The 16,183-nt window shown below is 59.2% G+C and carries 14 protein-coding genes, 5 tRNA genes and 3 pseudogenes; 10 read left to right on the forward strand and 12 right to left on the reverse strand.

Translation table 11 applies throughout. The annotated features are described in order from the left end of the window. The 5 genes and pseudogenes from ACF8GB_RS08395 to ACF8GB_RS08415 form a co-directional block, all read left to right on the forward strand. A pseudogene (locus ACF8GB_RS08395) lies at positions 1–348 on the forward strand (hypothetical protein); the annotation flags it as partial. Between the two features lie 64 nt (positions 349–412). Then, on the forward strand, positions 413–1,381 hold the full coding sequence (locus ACF8GB_RS08400) for a hypothetical protein (RefSeq protein WP_392526862.1): 969 nt from the start codon (positions 413–415) through the stop codon (positions 1,379–1,381). Then, positions 1,378–2,478, forward strand: coding sequence for a hypothetical protein (locus ACF8GB_RS08405; RefSeq protein ID WP_196186725.1), 1,101 nt, complete (start codon positions 1,378–1,380; stop codon positions 2,476–2,478). The genes ACF8GB_RS08400 and ACF8GB_RS08405 overlap by 4 nt, the downstream gene beginning before the upstream one ends. A gap of 5 nt (positions 2,479–2,483) precedes the next feature. After that, positions 2,484–3,140: a hypothetical protein gene (locus ACF8GB_RS08410; RefSeq protein WP_196186726.1), complete on the forward strand. Its 657-nt coding sequence runs from the start codon at positions 2,484–2,486 to the stop codon at positions 3,138–3,140. Beyond that, positions 3,137–3,685, forward strand: a complete 549-nt coding sequence (locus ACF8GB_RS08415; RefSeq protein WP_196186727.1) for a tetratricopeptide repeat protein — start codon at positions 3,137–3,139, stop codon at positions 3,683–3,685. Before ACF8GB_RS08410 ends, ACF8GB_RS08415 begins: the two co-directional genes overlap by 4 nt. Here the strand turns inward: ACF8GB_RS08415 and tnpC are convergent. From tnpC to ACF8GB_RS08450, 7 genes and pseudogenes are all read right to left on the reverse strand, one after another. Next, positions 3,637–4,899, reverse strand: a pseudogene (tnpC, locus tag ACF8GB_RS08420) (IS66 family transposase); the annotation flags it as partial. The gene ACF8GB_RS08415 and the pseudogene tnpC sit on opposite strands and share 49 nt — an antisense overlap. Before the next feature lie 159 nt (positions 4,900–5,058). Continuing rightward, positions 5,059–5,262: pseudogene (locus ACF8GB_RS08425) on the reverse strand (Arm DNA-binding domain-containing protein); the annotation flags it as partial. A gap of 227 nt (positions 5,263–5,489) precedes the next feature. Continuing rightward, positions 5,490–5,565 (reverse strand) — tRNA-Gly (locus ACF8GB_RS08430). A gap of 86 nt (positions 5,566–5,651) precedes the next feature. Further along, positions 5,652–5,727 (reverse strand) — tRNA-Gly (locus tag ACF8GB_RS08435). Positions 5,728–5,729: 2 nt separating this feature from the next. Then, positions 5,730–5,805 (reverse strand) — tRNA-Glu (locus tag ACF8GB_RS08440). Between the two features lie 92 nt (positions 5,806–5,897). Next, positions 5,898–5,973: transfer RNA gene (locus ACF8GB_RS08445), tRNA-Gly, on the reverse strand. 4 nt (positions 5,974–5,977) lie between these two features. Next, positions 5,978–6,053, reverse strand: a tRNA-Glu gene (locus tag ACF8GB_RS08450). Positions 6,054–6,377: 324 nt separating this feature from the next. Between ACF8GB_RS08450 and ACF8GB_RS08455 the strand changes: the two genes are divergently transcribed. Beyond that, complete coding sequence (locus tag ACF8GB_RS08455) at positions 6,378–7,145, forward strand: hypothetical protein (protein WP_023535381.1); 768 nt, start codon at positions 6,378–6,380, stop codon at positions 7,143–7,145. Between the two features lie 55 nt (positions 7,146–7,200). On the opposite strand, the gene ACF8GB_RS08460 is transcribed toward ACF8GB_RS08455, so the two are convergent. Next, positions 7,201–7,683, reverse strand: coding sequence for a GAF domain-containing protein (locus tag ACF8GB_RS08460; RefSeq protein WP_058605774.1), 483 nt, complete (start codon positions 7,681–7,683; stop codon positions 7,201–7,203). Continuing rightward, positions 7,680–8,570: an ATP-binding protein gene (locus ACF8GB_RS08465; protein WP_196186729.1), complete on the reverse strand. Its 891-nt coding sequence runs from the start codon at positions 8,568–8,570 to the stop codon at positions 7,680–7,682. Before ACF8GB_RS08465 ends, ACF8GB_RS08460 begins: the two co-directional genes overlap by 4 nt. Positions 8,571–8,765: 195 nt before the next feature. Between ACF8GB_RS08465 and ACF8GB_RS08470 the strand changes: the two genes are divergently transcribed. Then, entirely contained in the window at positions 8,766–11,120 is a 2,355-nt protein-coding gene (locus ACF8GB_RS08470; RefSeq protein ID WP_196186730.1) for a response regulator, read from the forward strand. On the opposite strand, the gene ACF8GB_RS08475 is transcribed toward ACF8GB_RS08470, so the two are convergent. Together ACF8GB_RS08475 and msrB are read right to left on the reverse strand one after the other, a co-directional pair. After that, on the reverse strand, positions 11,110–11,598 hold the full coding sequence (locus ACF8GB_RS08475) for a glutathione peroxidase (protein WP_058605777.1): 489 nt from the start codon (positions 11,596–11,598) through the stop codon (positions 11,110–11,112). The two genes, ACF8GB_RS08470 and ACF8GB_RS08475, sit on opposite strands and share 11 nt — an antisense overlap. 13 nt (positions 11,599–11,611) lie before the next feature. Next, entirely contained in the window at positions 11,612–12,007 is a 396-nt protein-coding gene (msrB, locus tag ACF8GB_RS08480) for a peptide-methionine (R)-S-oxide reductase MsrB (RefSeq protein ID WP_025338187.1), read from the reverse strand. Positions 12,008–12,174: 167 nt separating this feature from the next. Between msrB and ACF8GB_RS08485 the strand changes: the two genes are divergently transcribed. After that, complete coding sequence (locus tag ACF8GB_RS08485; RefSeq protein WP_078478195.1) at positions 12,175–13,386, forward strand: pyridoxal phosphate-dependent aminotransferase; 1,212 nt, start codon at positions 12,175–12,177, stop codon at positions 13,384–13,386. A gap of 269 nt (positions 13,387–13,655) precedes the next feature. Next, positions 13,656–14,543: a protease HtpX gene (htpX, locus tag ACF8GB_RS08490; protein ID WP_023535364.1), complete on the forward strand. Its 888-nt coding sequence runs from the start codon at positions 13,656–13,658 to the stop codon at positions 14,541–14,543. Between the two features lie 79 nt (positions 14,544–14,622). Here htpX and ACF8GB_RS08495 read toward each other — a convergent pair whose 3' ends face one another. Beyond that, positions 14,623–15,273, reverse strand: coding sequence for a thiopurine S-methyltransferase (locus tag ACF8GB_RS08495; protein ID WP_196126898.1), 651 nt, complete (start codon positions 15,271–15,273; stop codon positions 14,623–14,625). Between the two features lie 100 nt (positions 15,274–15,373). Here ACF8GB_RS08495 and ACF8GB_RS08500 point away from each other — a divergent pair, with 100 nt between their 5' ends. After that, the gene (locus ACF8GB_RS08500) at positions 15,374–16,141 is read left to right on the forward strand and encodes a class III extradiol ring-cleavage dioxygenase (RefSeq protein ID WP_145255125.1); all 768 of its coding nucleotides are present in this window, start codon (positions 15,374–15,376) and stop codon (positions 16,139–16,141) included. Positions 16,142–16,183: the final 42 nt, after the last annotated feature.

The following is a 16,183-nucleotide window of genomic DNA, read 5'->3' on the forward strand; positions in this document are numbered from 1 at the left end:
CCTTATCTATCGTTTTTCAACGAAACGCTAAGCAGCATCGTAAAAGTAAGCAACGGTTTGTCATCCCCTTCTGACAAAGCAACTTTGATAGGGCTATCAACATCTGCACAACAACGTTTGTGGGATGCCTTAGACTGGCTTAGCCTCCAATATTCCGCAGGCGCTCAAGCAGAGCTCTTCTCTAATATTTGGCCTCACATCATGGCTTGGGCCGAAGAGTATGCGACATTTCATGAGAGTTATCACAACTCTCCAGTCTCCGGAAACCACATGACGCCACATGTGGCATTGCGTACAGAAAGTTACTGGATAGTCGCTCTGCGCGCTGACCTGCTTTGGGCTGCTTAGTGGCCATGCTGCGCAAATGCCGCGGGTGATGCGGCTCCTTGACTATGGCAATGAGGATATGGGCGTGCGTGATGGCCTGCTTGAACGCCTGGTCGCGCCCTTTGTTGCCGGTCGTGGTACGCCGCCGGATACCGCCACCCGCCATTTGCCCTACCGCAAGCTGCTCAAGGTATTCGATGCCGCCCCCAACAAGCGCCCCAGTTTCAAGGAATTGTTGCTTGCCGCCAATGCAAACTCCGTCGGCCAGGCCACCGCCCATGCTGCAGGTAGCGTACTTCAGGCTGCCGCCGCAACTACTGGGGGCTTGCACCTGATGGGGCAGCTAAGTACGCAACAACATGCCGGGGCCTTGTCGCAACTATCAAGAAAAGCCATGACCAGTATGGGAACGCGCGCCGCCGGTACCGGGGTTGCTGCCAGTACAGCTCGTTTGGCCCTCGGAGTCGCCAGGCTGGGGTCAGGCCCGATAGGCTGGACTCTAATCGCACTGGAACTCTCGTATCAGGTCATTCGGACATGGAATGAGAAAAACACCGAAGAACGCAAAGTAACGGATTGGATAGCCCGAAGTATCTGGGGAACAGGGATACACCAGAATGGGATATTCAGTAACGAAGCTCTCTCTCCCTTTACATCCGAAGAAGAAATCATTGGGTTTTATTACTTCTTTATGAAACCTCATATCGAAACGGATACGGCGGTACTGCGCACGATAGGTTCGCTGACTATTCCGGTATGGGGTGCGGTCAATCGGGCAAATCATGGCAGCCAGTTGCCAGCAGATGCCCGTACTGTCACCGTGGCATTTCCCGGCTGGCAGCCGCAAGTTAGCGCCTACACCATCACCCAGCATTATGAATTCAAGTTTACCGGCATACAAAAAACGCTAGATGACCCGGATCTTGTTAAAGTTCGCGATGGTGTCGGTTATATTAGCCACCCTACGGACACATTGGGCGGCAACATTGAAGTTAAATACTGGCCTAATGCCTTTGCCGAACCCAACCAGGTGCTTGAAATGGAGAAGACGTGAGCCAACAACCACAAGAGGCGCCGCTAAGTACAGACGAGTTGGAAACTAGAGTAGCCGCATTATGGCGTGGCGAACTGGAATGGGTGCGCCAGCACCCTAATCCTGATCTGTCCATGTTTGATGCGGAGTTTGAAAAGGAATTAAGCCGGACTGAAATACATGAGCTTCCTGCGCTTGATATTGCCATGTGGCCAAAAGACTTAAATTTCAATATTGATACCAGTGATCCAGGCAAATTCAATGATCGCTTTATCGAGATACCGGCCAAGTGCAGCAGCTCTGCAGTCCTCTTATTAATCAGCATTCATCATGTCGTCCTGATGTTTATTCTGGCATTGGCAGTATTCACTGGTGCATCGCCTGTTGAATTTGCTCCTCTATATTTGTTTGCCCTATTAATTCTGGCACCACTTACGTACTACTCCATAAAATCCAACAAACTATCCGCAGGTAGAATCCGCTATAACCGTCAGGCCCAACTGATCCATATTGATAATGGTCAAGGCCGTATTGCACATATCCCCTGGCGGCATATCAGGCCGGCAGTGGACAACCGCTACGGCCCAATGGGTGCCCTACAGCTCTACGCCCCCCATCCACATGCAGCAATAGAGAGCAATAAGCTGCGCACATCGGGAAACCCTCACCCCTCTTACTTGATGGAGCCCTACACCTGCGGTAGCGGAATTGAGGGGTTATATGACCTGCAGCGGCTTGAGGTCCTGCGCCGCTATATGGAGCATGGCATTAAGGCGGTTCAGCCGCAGCCGGGAACGATCACGCCGCAGCAGAAGGCCACTTATTCCAGGCACAGGCTGTCTCCACTGCTTCGCGTATGGCACTGGCTTTGCTTTATCCCGTTACTCGATAGGTACATGCGCCATGGCGCTGAAAACGCTGAATGGAGCGACGAAGTGCAGAATCTTTGCGGCCCAGCTCCCGATCTGCGCGGGTTGGATACCCGGCCGGTCAAATCCCGCACCGATATCTACTACCGCCCGGCCTACGACCATCCCGTCAGCTTCGGCTACCGCTTGGTGAATCGCCACGGGCACCCGTTACCGCAGCCGGCTCAGTCACTATCAAAAAGGAAATGACTCTAATGGAAATACGGTTCGAGCAGGCAGACGAAAATGCACATGACACGATCTTCAAGTTGCTGCAGGACGAAGGGCATCAAGTTGATAAAATCAGGATGGATCACAACTTCAATGTGATCGAATCGGACGGCAATAGGCTGATAGACCAGCGCGAGTCCGATATTTTTCTTCTCGTCGACAGGGCACTTGGCAAGCCTGAAAAACAGGCTTTCGACTGGCTGAACGAACATTGCCGACTACGCCCCGCCAAGCACAAGGACGTCTGGTTCTATGCACTTTGTGCCTGTGGCGTCTGGACACTGCTCCGCTCACCCTACCTTGTGGAGGATGCTTCATTTATCGAAGCGGCAGTGCTTCTCGGCATGAACTTGCTCTCCACTGCCTTGTTCGTGCTGGCCTATCTCATCGCCCGTACCAAATCCCGGCAGGATACGTCCGGGCAAGCCTTCGGTATCAGGAAGAACAAGCTGTTCTGGGCAGGAACGGTACTTGTGGCCTTGCTGTTCCTGTTCGGATTGGTGGCCCTGATCGACGCTCCCGAACTTGCCGCCGTATCTCTTCTACCGATCATCAGCCTCGGAACCGCCGCCATAGCCTTCCATAAGGCACGCTACTTTCACACACTCGAAGCGTTGCAAGGCCATGAGGTATCAGCATGATCCAGCGATTCTTCTCCCTTGCCCACAAGGCCTTTCCTATCCTTGCCTTGGCGGTGTTGTTCCCGGTACTTACAGCCTGTGAGCCGTCGCCGGATAAGGCGCTGTCACAACAAGCGAAATCTGGCGACCCGGCCGCTCAATATGAATTGGCCCTGGCCTACTCCGACCTGCAGCAATATGAAAAAGCCGTTCATTGGTGGAAGCAGGCCGCCGAGCAAGGTCATGCACCGGCCCAGGTCGACCTCGGCCTGATGCACCAGATCGGCGTGGGAACGCCGCAGAACCTCGTTGAGGCCCAGCGCTGGTACTTGGCTGCCGCAGAACAGGGCAACGCCAGCGGCCTGCATAATCTTGCCTACTTGTACCGACGCGGCAACGGTGTCGAGCGCGACGCCAGCCAGGCCGCCGCTTGGTATCTGCAGGCAGCACAGCAGGGCATTGCCCACTCGATGAGTGCGATCCATGAAGCCCACCTATCACATGGTGGGGCAACAGGTTACCGTGGCATCTCTGGCGAGCAGTTCCACGGCAGTAGGGCTTCGTAGTCGGCCACCGACGATGCATACGGCAGGCGCTCAAGTACGTGGCGCAGCCACGTATAGGGCTCCTGGCCGTTGACCTTGGCGGTCTCGACCAAGCTGTAGATCTGCGCACTGGCCGTGGCGCCCTTGGGTGTGTCACTGAATAACCAGGCCTTACGCCCGATGACAAATGGCTTGATCGCACGCTCTGCCAGGTTGTTGTCGATCGGCAAATGCCCAGCCTCGACATAGCGCTCCAACCGGCTCCAGTTGTTCGCCAGGTAATGCACGGCCTTGCCCAGGACACTTTGCGGTGTAACCTGGGAGTACGTCTTGTCCAGCCAGCTTTTCAACTGGCCGAGGATCGGCAGGCTTCTTTCCTGGCGACCGAGGAACCGCTGTTCGTCGCTGACCTCCTTGAGGTCGCGCTCGATGCCGTACAGCTTGTTGATCATCGCCAGTGCCACATCGGCGCGGCCCGTCTTACCCTTGGGCTGCACTTTCTGCGCCTCGACGAACTTGCGGCGCGCGTGAACCATGCACGCCAGCCGCTCGACGCCAGGTTGCAACGCCAGTGCGTTATAACCGGCGTAATCGTCGGTCATCACATAGCCGCGATACCCTTGCAGCAGGCGCAGTGGTACTTCCTGCGCACGGCTGGTGGTGTAGTCGAACAGCACAACTTGTCGATCAGGCGGGCCACTGGCCTGCACCCACATCCAGGATTGGCTGGTCGGGTCGCGGTCTGGCTCTTTCAAGACCTGTACGCGTGTTTCGTCGCAGTGAATCACCGGACTTTCCAGCAGCCGGTCACGCATCAGGTTCAACAACGGCTGGAAGTGCTCGCTGCACTGGATCACCCAACTCGCCAGCGTTTGCCGTGGAATCTGGATGCCATGGCGCGACAGCACACTTTCAAACCGGTGTAGTGGCAAGCCATCGATGTACTTAGTCGTCAGCAGCATGGCCAGCACGCTGGGGCTGGCCATGCTTTTTTCGATCAACTGGGCGGGCTTGTCAGCAGTGACTGGAGCGGTCTCGCAACCACGGCAGCCATAGACCTTGCGCACGTGCTTGAGCACACGGATTTGCATCGGCACGATATCGAGCTGCTCGCTGGTTTCCTCGCCGATGACATGCTTGCGGCAACCGCAGGCGCAGGTCAGTTCGTGCTCGGGCAACTCATGGATGACTTCGATACGCGGCAGATCAGCCGAAAGCGGCTTGCGCTTGCCACGGTCTTCCCCAATTTCGCCAAGTTCCTTTTTGCGGTGTTCATACCACAGCAGAAAGACCGCGCCAAAGGTATTCTCAGACGCGAGGCGCGCAGCACGGCGTTTTTGTTTACGATCAGTATGGGGATTAATACCTTTGGCCAACAAAGCGCGAGCTTCATCACGCAGCGCCCGCGCTTCACGCAAACTAACTTCGGGATAGCCACCGAGAGAGATACGTTTCTGCTTGCCCAGCCAGTAATAACGGAGATGCCAGCTTTTACCACCGACAGGAGAAACGACTAGCCCAAGGCCATCGGTATCAGGGAGAGTATAGGTTTTTCCAGTGGCTTTAGCCTGCCGGATAATTAGGTCAGAAAGTGCCATCACATAGCTCCTAAGTTGAAACTTAGGCTCTATGCTCGCCACCGCACCGGCTCTATTCCAGCAACAATACGGAACGGTTATGCACCGTATTGTATGGCCTTAATTTTGGCCTCAAAAAGGCTGGCCGTTGGTGGATTTCGGTAGCCTTCGCTGGAATGAAAAAAGGGGCCAAAGCCCCTTTTATTCAAAGACTTACAGACTTCAGTGGACGTCTGTAGATCATAATTTGGAGCGGGAAACGAGACTCGAACTCGCGACCCCGACCTTGGCAAGGTCGTGCTCTACCAACTGAGCTATTCCCGCAATTTGAAGCTTTACCGCTAATCGGCGTGAAGCGCCTTTACAGCCTTCACCACCACTGCACCGTGCGAACGCCACAGTATTCAAACTGGAGCGGGAAACGAGACTCGAACTCGCGACCCCGACCTTGGCAAGGTCGTGCTCTACCAACTGAGCTATTCCCGCAATGGCGTCCCCTAGGGGACTCGAACCCCTGTTACCGCCGTGAAAGGGCGGTGTCCTAGGCCACTAGACGAAGGGGACACACAACACTTTTCAGTGCACCAGCACCTGAACCTCACGATTCAGACTGGATTTTTATTTCCCGCCCCGCCGTTAAGCGTTGCCGGAGAATTTGGAGCGGGAAACGAGACTCGAACTCGCGACCCCGACCTTGGCAAGGTCGTGCTCTACCAACTGAGCTATTCCCGCAATATGGCGTCCCCTAGGGGACTCGAACCCCTGTTACCGCCGTGAAAGGGCGGTGTCCTAGGCCACTAGACGAAGGGGACACGCTGCTGGCATTACTGCCTGCTTTCACTTCCTGCTGCGTTCTGCTGTGTGCTTTACGCTGCAAGTGGCGCGCATTCTATGGAGGGATGGATAAGCCGTCAACCCTTTTGTAGAAATTTATTTAAATCAATGACTTCCCGCCCTGCCGTCCCCACTCGCCCCTGCGTTGTACGAAGCCCGAGCTGAATTTCTGACGTCAGCGCCGCATAAATGTGCCAGCATTCAGCCACTGGGCAAACGGCCGATAATAAACACAGGCCGTCAGGGATTATGCAACCTCGCCCTACACTCAATGATGCAATCCATTTCATGAGGCATTCACGGTGACACCACTTCTGATCACCCTGCTCGTCGTGGCGGGTATCGCACTGCTGATTCTGATTGGCTATCTCAATAACGTGGTCGAGAACGGCAAGCTCGAGCGCGCTCGATTGAAGATCGAACTGGCCGATCGCCTGCGTCGCTGTGGCGAAATCAGTGAAACCTTCCCCGGCCAGTACATGACGCCTGGGCTGAAATTGCTGCTGACCCGGCTGGAACTCAATGTGAACCAGCGCCAGCTTGCCCTGGACAAGCACAATGCCGACATCAAGGCGCGCATCGCTGAAGTAGAAGCGCTGATCGCCAAGGGCGAGCAGATACCGGTCAACAACCCACCCAACCCGATTCTGACCGAAGCCAAGGCCAAGGACGTGCGGTTTCTGCTCGAAGCCTTGCACAACCAGATCACCCGCGCCGCGCAGGAAGGCTTTTTACCTGCTCTGGAAGCCAAGCACTGGCTCAAGGAAATTCGCCACATCCTGGTATTACTGCATATCGAGTTCTTCAACAACCTCGGCCAGCAGGCCTTGCAGAACGAACAGCCCGGCCAGGCCCGCCTGGCCTTCGAACGGGGCGTGCAATACCTGCGCAAGCAGCCCGAACCGAAGGTCTATGAAGAGCAGCTGACGTACCTTGAAAAATTGCTGGCGCGGGTGAACGCCCAAGTGCTGGATCAGCTGGCGCCGACCGAAGACGAAGAAAACGAGCTGACCGAAGGCTTGAAGACCGACGACGAGGAAACCTGGAAGAAGAAGGCGATGTACGACTGAACATCTTGCCCGTACCGGCGGCTCAGGCATGCCGCCGGTACAGGCTCAGCGGCGATCAGCAGTCAGTCAGTTGCAGGAAAATCGCCGCCAGCTGCTCAAGCCCCGCCTGATCGGCTTCACTGAAACGCCCAACCGTAGGGCTGTCCAGATCCAGCACGCCCACCAGCCTGCCCTCCTTGATCAGTGGAATCACCAGCTCGCTGTTGGACGCGCTGTCGCAGGCAATGTGCCCGGCAAAGGCATGCACGTCCTCTACGCGCTGGGTTTGCCGCGTGGCTGCCGCCGTGCCACACACGCCTTTGCCGAAAGGAATGCGCACGCAAGCCACCTGGCCCTGGAACGGGCCGAGCACCAGCTGTTCATCGCGATTGATGTAGAACCCCGCCCAGTTCAGGTCCTCGATCTGGTGATAGACGAAGGCCGAGAACTGCGCGGCGTTGGCGGTGAAGTCACGTTCGTCGGCGAACAGCGCTTGCACTTGCGCCGCCAGCAGGGCGTAGCCGTCCAGGCCAGCACCACTGGCATTAAGATCGATCATCGGGTTTGCTCCAGCAATTGCAGCCCGACCCAATAGCGGGCGAACTGATAGGCACATCGGCCATTACGATTACCGCGGCCAGTAGCCCAGCGCACGGCGAGTATGTCCAGGGCTTCGTCACGGTGCCAGCGCAGCCCGGCCGGGCGCGCGAGCTGGCCGATCCAGTGCTCGACCACATCGAGGAAGTGCTCCTGGCTGAAGGGATAGAAAGACAGCCACAACCCGAAGCGGTCGGACAAGGCGATCTTGTCTTCCACGGCTTCGTTGGGATGCAACTCGCCATCGACCATCTGCCAGTTTTCGTTGTCGCTCTGTTTTTCCGGCACCAGGTGGCGGCGGTTGGACGTGGCGTACAACAGGACGTTGTCCGGGGCCTGCTCCAGCGAGCCATCGAGTACGCTCTTGAGCACTCGGTAGTCGCCCTCGCCTGCCTCGAACGACAGGTCGTCGCAGAACAGGATGAACCGCTGCGGCAATTTCTGCAGTTGCTCGACCACCCGCGGCAGGTCGGCCAAATGGTCGCGCTCGATTTCGATCAAGCGCAGCCCCGCCTTGGCGTGCTCGGCCAGCAGCGCGCGCACCAGCGAAGACTTGCCCGTGCCGCGCGAGCCCCACAGCAACGCGTGATTGGCCGGCAGGCCATTGATGAACTGATGGGTATTGCGGCCAAGCTGGTCACGCTGCTGGTCGACCCCGATCAGGTCGCTCAGGCGGATATCCAGGCTGACCTCCAGCGGCATCAGGTAGCCATTGCGGCCGTCGCGCTGCCAACGGGCAGCCAGGGTCGCGGACCAGTCGATCTCTGGACGCGGTGCCGGCAGCAGCGGTTCGAGACGGGCCAGCACCGTTTCGGCGCGGTCCAGAAAAGCAATCAAGCGGGCGTCCATCAAGACTCCTACACATTCGAATTCGGGTTGGCGGGTGGCCCGTTATCCTTGCACCGTCACATCCAGTCGCAACGGCACGTAGCACCGTGCCATGACGTACAAGGCTATTGAACAATGAAACGGCCAGCCCAGGCTGGTCAGCCTGATCAGGGCTGAATATGTGACAGACCCGCCAGCAGCCGCGATCGATCGGCTATGCTTGCGCAGCGCAAGGAATGTGGAACCGGCTCGGGACTCATGGATATCAAGTTCACCAATCGCCTGTCATACAAGCAAGCCCGGTTGACAGTCCTGGTTGGCTTCATCCTGGGAACATTGCTCAGTCTTGTCCAGATCGGCATCGATTATGCCAGCGAAGACGCCTCGATCAACCGTGAAGTGCGTGCGCTGCTGCAAATCAGCCATAACCCGGCCTCGCGCATTGCCTACAACATCGACTCGGAACTGGCACTGGAGTTGACCCGGGGGCTTCTGGAGTCGCCTGCCATCGTGCGTGCACGCTTGATCGACAACAACGAGACGGTGCTGGCCGACGTGGAGCGACCGCGACTCGAGGACCGCTACAGGCCGATCAGCGACTTTCTCTTCGGCGATCATCGCCAACTGCGCGACCCCCTGTTTCTCACCCACATGCCCGACGAGTACCTGGGCACGCTGTACCTGGACGTGGACACCTACCCCTTCGGCCGGCGTTTTCTCGACCGCGCCGGCCTCACCCTGCTCAACGGCTTTGCCCGCAGCCTGGTGCTGACAGGCCTGTTGCTGGCACTGTTCTACATGATGCTGACCAAGCCGTTGGTCACGGTGATCGGTGCGCTGAGCGGCGGTGATGCGCGCAAGCCCATGCAGGGACGACTGCAATGCCCGTCCGGTCATGAGCACGATGAAATCGGGGTGCTGGTGAAGGTGGCCAACCAGCAGTTCGTCAGCATGTCCACCGAGATCGAGCAACGCCGTACGGCCGAGAATCGGCTCACCCAGTACCTCAACGAGCTGGAGAATATCGTTGCGGCCCGCACCGACGAACTCAAGGCAAGCAACGACAACCTCAGCCTGACCAACCAGGAGCTTGAACAGGCCCGGCGGCGGGCGCTGGACATGGCCCATGCACGGGCGGCGTTCCTGGCCAACATGAGCCACGAAATTCGCACGCCTCTGAACGGGATGCTCGGCATGATCGCCCTGGCGCTGGACAACCCACTGCCGGGCGAGCAGCGCCAGCAGCTGGCCATTGCCCATGATTCCGGCAAAGTCCTGGTCGAATTGCTCAACGATATCCTCGATCTGTCGAAATTCGATGCAGGCCAGCTTGAGCTCGAACACATCCCCTTCGACATGGCGACCTTGGTCGAGGACACCGCCAGCCTGCTGTCGCAGAACGTGGCCCAAGGGGTCGAACTGACCTGCCTGATTGCCCATGACTTCCCGGCAAGCGTGTTGGGCGACCCCACGCGGGTGCGCCAGATCGTCGGCAACCTGTTGTCCAATGCCTTGAAATTCACGCGCTTCGGGCGGGTGGACGTAAGGCTTGAGCCAATGATCGGCGGCGTGCGCCTGGAAGTCCGGGATACCGGCATCGGCATCCCTGAAGATGCGCAAGCGCGTATCTTCCAGCCCTTCACCCAGGCCGGCGCAGGCATCACGCGCCAGTACGGCGGTACCGGCCTGGGCCTGGCCCTGACCCGTAACCTGTGCAAGGCCATGCACGGTCATCTGCATATCCGGTCCCAGCCCGGTTTTGGCAGCCGCTTCACCGCAGAGCTGCCCCTCAACGCCTACGCCAAGGCTGATGCGCCCGAGCCTTTGCACGCCAGCGTGGCTGCACTGACCGCAGCGGGCAGTGGCCTGCATGAGCTGATGCTTGGCCTGCTACCGGCCTTGGGCCTGGCGTATGCACGTCACGACGGCATTGAGACCGTGGCTGGCACAACCGACCTGCTGATCCTTGACGATGTGCAAGCGCTGGCCGAAGTGCGCAGGGTTTCGCAAATACCCATTCTGCTCGTCACTGCCTACGGCAATTTCCTGCCCAGCGAGCAGGCGTTGGCCATGGCTCCTCTGCATCAGCTCGCACGCCCGCTGACCCGGGGGGCACTGTACCAGACGCTGCATCGGGTATTGCAAGGACACGATGCCGAGCATCCATTGGCAACCCCGCCCACCGCTACGGCCAAAGGCCGGGCACGCATCCTTCTGGTGGAGGACAACCCCGTCAATCAACTGGTGGCCAAGGGCATGCTGGCAAAGCTGGGGTGTCAGGTCGAATTGGCCACGCAAGGTGTCGAAGCCCTGGCGCGGCTCGAGGAGCAGGCCTTCGACCTGGTGCTGATGGACTGCAACATGCCGGTGATGGATGGCTACGAGGCCACCCGTCGAATCCGTGAGCGCGGCCGTTGGCCAGGGCTGCCGGTTGTCGCACTCACCGCCAATGCAATGCCCGAGGAGCGCGAGCGATGCCGGGCGGCCGGCATGGACGATTACCTGGCCAAGCCGTTCCGGCGCGAGGATCTGCTGGCCGTGGTCGATCGCTGGGTGCCGGTCAGCGGCTGAGCAGGCGCTCGATGTCCGCCTCCAATGCCTGCGGCTTGGTGGTCGGCGCATAACGCACCACCTGGCCGCTGACTGGGTCGAGCAGGAACTTGGTGAAATTCCACTTGATCTTCTGGCTACCCAGAATGCCGGGCGCCCGCTGTTTGAGCTCGGCGAACAAGGGATGGGTACCTGGGCCGTTGACCTCCACCTTGCGAAACAGCGCAAAGCTCACGCCGAAATTGCGCTGGCAGAACTGCGCGATATCACGCGCCTCACCCGGCTCCTGCTTGCCGAACTGGTTGCAGGGAAAGCCCAGCACCATCAGCCCCCGATCACGGTACCTCTGCCACAGCTGTTCCAACCCGGCGTATTGCGGCGTGAAACCGCACTGGCTGGCGGTGTTGACCACCAGCACGGCCTTGCCTGGGAAGTCGCCCAGCTTCTTGTGCTCGCCTGTAATGGTGACACAGGGAATATCCAGCAGCGATGCGGCCATGTTCGAGCTCCGGTCAGTCACGGGGGCGCAAGTCGATGCACACCGAGTTGATGCAGTAGCGCAGCCCGGTCGGTGGCGGCCCGTCGGGAAACACGTGGCCCAGGTGAGCATCGCAGCGGGCACAGGTCACCTCGGTGCGGATCATGCCGTGGGACGTGTCGCGGATCTCGATCATCGCGCTGTCCTCGATGGGGGCGTAGAAGCTTGGCCAACCACAGCCCGAATCGAACTTGGTCTGGGCATCGAACAGCGCCAGCCCACAGCAGATGCAGTGATAGATGCCGTCGCGGCGCTCGCTGTTGTACTTGCCGCTGAACGGGCGCTCTGTGCCTTTTAGGCGGCACACCTGGTACTGCTCGGGGTCGAGCATCGACCGCCACTGTTCCAGGGTTTTCTCGATCTTTTGCATGGGGCTACCTCGGCAGGCTCAATTTCACCCTGCGCCGTCTTTTCCGGGGCGCGGGTGGCACGTATATTAGTTGGCTTCGTGTGCAAGGCGTTCAGTCTCGCACCCGCTTTGTGCCCTTACAAACCTTTCGGCCGGGCATAGCGCGTTTTCTCAATCGGGATTCCATCATGCAGTTCAGCAAATCGAACAAGCTCGCCAATGTGTGCTACGACATTCGCGGCCCTGTGCTCAAGCACGCCAAGCGCCTGGAAGAGGAAGGCCACCGCATCCTCAAGCTGAACATCGGCAACCCGGCGCCGTTCGGTTTCGAGGCGCCCGATGAAATTCTGCAGGACGTGATCCGCAACCTGCCTACCGCGCAGGGCTACAGCGATTCCAAAGGCCTGTTCAGCGCACGCAAGGCGGTGATGCAGTACTGCCAGCAAAAGGGCATCGAAGGCGTCGGCATCGAAGACATCTACCTGGGCAACGGCGTGTCCGAGTTGATCGTCATGTCGATGCAGGCCCTGCTGAACAACGGTGACGAGGTGCTCATCCCCGCCCCCGACTACCCCCTGTGGACGGCAGCCGTAAGCCTGGCCGGTGGTAAACCGGTGCACTACCTGTGCGACGAGCAAGCCGACTGGTTCCCGGACCTGGAGGACATCAAGGCCAAGATCACCCCCAACACCAAGGCACTGGTCATCATCAACCCCAACAACCCAACGGGCGCGGTCTACTCCAAGGAGCTGTTGCGGGGCATGCTGGAACTGGCTCGCCAGCACAACCTGGTGGTGTTCTCAGACGAAATCTACGACAAGATTCTTTATGACGAGGCGGTGCATATCAGCACGGCCTCCCTGGCACCGGACCTGCTGTGCCTGACCTTCAACGGCCTGTCCAAGTCCTACCGCGTGGCAGGCTTTCGCTCCGGCTGGCTGATCATTTCCGGGCCCAAGCACCATGCCCTGAGCTACATCGAAGGCATCGACATGCTGGCCAACATGCGCTTGTGCGCCAACGTACCGGCCCAGCACGCCATTCAGACAGCACTGGGTGGCTACCAGAGCATCAACGACCTGGTGCTGCCGCCAGGGCGCTTGCTGGAGCAGCGCAACCGCACCTATGAACTGCTTAACGACATCCCTGGCGTGAGCTGCGTCAAGCCCATGGGCGCGCTGTATGCGTTCCCGAGGATCGACCCGAAGGTCTGCCCGATCCTCAACGACGAGAAATTTGCCTTGGACCTGCTGCTGTCCGAGAAGCTGCTCATCGTCCAGGGCACTGCGTTCAATTGGCCTTGGCCGGACCATTTCCGTGTGGTGACACTGCCCCGCGTAGATGACCTGGAAGCAGCCATCGGACGAATCGGCAATTTCCTCAGGACCTATTCGCAGTAAGCACACGCGTCGCGGGCGCTCACAGTTGGCTGAAATCGTGGTTGAAGCTGTGAGCGCTGGCGAGCCCGCCATAGGAAAAAGAGCAGCCTTGCGCGCGCCGTAGCATGTTTCTTACATCCTGCAATGCTCTATCCCACAGCCGGCTTCCCCTCCTCTGCCATACTGCGGCTTACACAGTTTGAAATAGTCCGTCGATTGAATCCCGGCGGCAGGCCCCTTATATACCCCGCAGTAAGCGACAATTCATCCGTCAGGAGAACGTAACAACCATGATGCGCATTCTGTTGTTTGTGGCCACCAACCTTGCGGTGGTGCTGGTTGCAAGCATTACCCTGAGCCTGTTCGGTTTCAACGGGTTCATGGCGGCCAACGGGGTCGACCTCGACCTTGGCAGCCTGCTCGTGTTCTGTGCGGTGTTCGGTTTCGCCGGCTCGCTGGTTTCGCTGTTCATCTCCAAGTGGATGGCGAAGATGAGCACCGGCACCCAGATCATCAGCCAGCCGCGTACCCGTCATGAGCAGTGGCTGCTGCAAACGGTCGAGGAGTTGTCCCGCGAGGCTGGCATCAAGATGCCGGAAGTGGGTATTTTCCCGGCCTATGAAGCCAACGCCTTCGCCACCGGCTGGAACCGTAACGATGCGCTGGTAGCGGTCTCTCAGGGCCTGCTGGAGCGTTTCTCGCCCGATGAAGTGCGCGCGGTGCTGGCGCACGAGATCGGCCACGTTGCCAACGGCGACATGGTCACCCTGGCGCTGGTCCAGGGCGTGGTGAACACCTTCGTGATGTTCTTCGCCCGGATCATCGGCAACTTTGTCGACAAGGTCATCTTCAAGAACGAGGAAGGCCAGGGTATCGCCTACTACGTCGCGACCATCGTGGCCGAACTGATTCTGGGCATTCTGGCCAGCATCATCGTCATGTGGTTCTCGCGCCGCCGCGAGTATCGCGCAGACGAAGCCGGCGCTCGCCTGGCTGGCACATCGGCCATGATCGGCGCCCTGCAGCGCCTGCGTGTGGAGCAGGGCCTGCCGGTCCACATGCCCGATACGCTCAAGGCCTTTGGCATTAATGGCGGCCTCAAGCAGGGCCTGGCCGGCCTGCTGATGAGCCACCCGCCGCTGGAAGACCGCATCGACGCCCTGCGCCGCCGCGGTTGATCCGCCCCACCCTGCAAAAGGCGACCTCGGTCGCCTTTTTTGTGAGTGCTCGATAACGCGGCAAGGCTGGGTGACGGTTTCAACGGCTGACCCGATAGACCCTCTCCCACAAGCTCGAGGCTCCCGCCTGCACGAACTTCGGGCTCTGCTCGATCACCTGCACCGCCTCGAGCTCATCCACTTGCCAGCCGGCGAACCCTTGCCGCAACGCGTCGTCGCTCACCGAAAACGGCGGCCCGGCCACCAGCGCCTGGTCATAGTCCAAGGTCACCACCAACCCCTGGCTGCCGGCAGGCAACAGAACCGCTAGCGCTCGGACATACTGCTCCCGCATTGCCGAGGGCAAGGCGATCAAGGCCGCTCGGTCGTAGAGCGCAGTACAGTCACCCACGTCGCTGCGCGACAACGCAAAAAAGTCGCCGCACCACAGCTCTATCGGCCCATGGCGCCAGACTTCGAATGCACCTGTGTGTGAAACCTGTGCCTCAAGCCCCTGTTCACGGAAGAAATCTTCCACTGCCCGACGAGACAACTCGACCCCCATCACGCGGTGCCCCTGCCCGGCCAGCCACAGTACGTCCAGGCTCTTGCCACACAAGGGCACCAGTACCTTGCTGTTGGCTGCCAGATGCAAGCCAGGCCAATAGGCCTGCAGGTAGGGGTTAACCTGGGCTTGATGAAAGCCAATCTGATTGTCGGCCCACCGCTGCTGCCAGAATGCAGGTTCCATGTTTGCTCCCGATTATTCGATGGTTCATAGCCATAACTTGATTTGGATTCGATCAAGGCTTGGCCGAAGATGCGTGCATCTTAACCCTCAGGACCCTGCCATGCTGCCCAGCTTGTTCATCTCCCACGGCTCACCCATGTTGGCATTGCAACCCGGCGCTAGCGGGCCTGCACTGGCGCGCTTGGCCCAACAGCTGCCTACGCCACGTGCGATTGTCGTGGTATCGGCCCACTGGGAAAGCCGCGATCTGGCGGTAACGAGCGGCGCAAGGCCGGACACCTGGCATGACTTTGCTGGCTTTCCTGCAGCGCTGTACGCCGTGCAGTACCCAGCACCGGGCGATCCGGACCTGGCGCGACGTATCTGTGAGCGTTTGCAGGCGGCCGGGCTACCCGCTCACCCAGACGCCGAGCGGCCATTCGATCATGGCGCCTGGGTACCGTTATCGCTGATGTATCCGCAGGCACAGATCCCGCTGGTGCAGGTGTCCTTGCCCAGCCATTTGGGCCCCACGGTGCAGGTACGCATTGGCCAGGCCCTGGCCGGGCTGCGCGAAGAGGGTGTCCTGCTGATTGGCTCTGGCAGCATCACGCATAATCTTGGAGAACTGGACTGGCAGGCTGGACCAGACAAGATGGCACCGTGGGCGCTGGCCTTCAGGAACTGGATGGTAGAGAAGTTGCAGATCGACGACTCCCAGGCCCTGCTCGACTACAGGGCGCAGGCGCCGTTTGCAGTGCGCAACCATCCAAGCGATGAGCATCTGCTGCCGCTGTTCTTCGCCCTAGGCGCGGGCGGGGCTTTTGGTGTGGTGCACCAAGGCTTTGCCTTGGGTGCGCTGGGGATGGATATCTACCGATTCGATTAGGCAGCGCCTGATTGCTTGCAAAAAAAATCCCCGACCTAGGCC

The sequence above is a fragment of the Pseudomonas sp. xss_4 genome (assembly GCF_043104125.1).
Lineage (GTDB): Bacteria > Pseudomonadota > Gammaproteobacteria > Pseudomonadales > Pseudomonadaceae > Aquipseudomonas > Aquipseudomonas parafulva_B.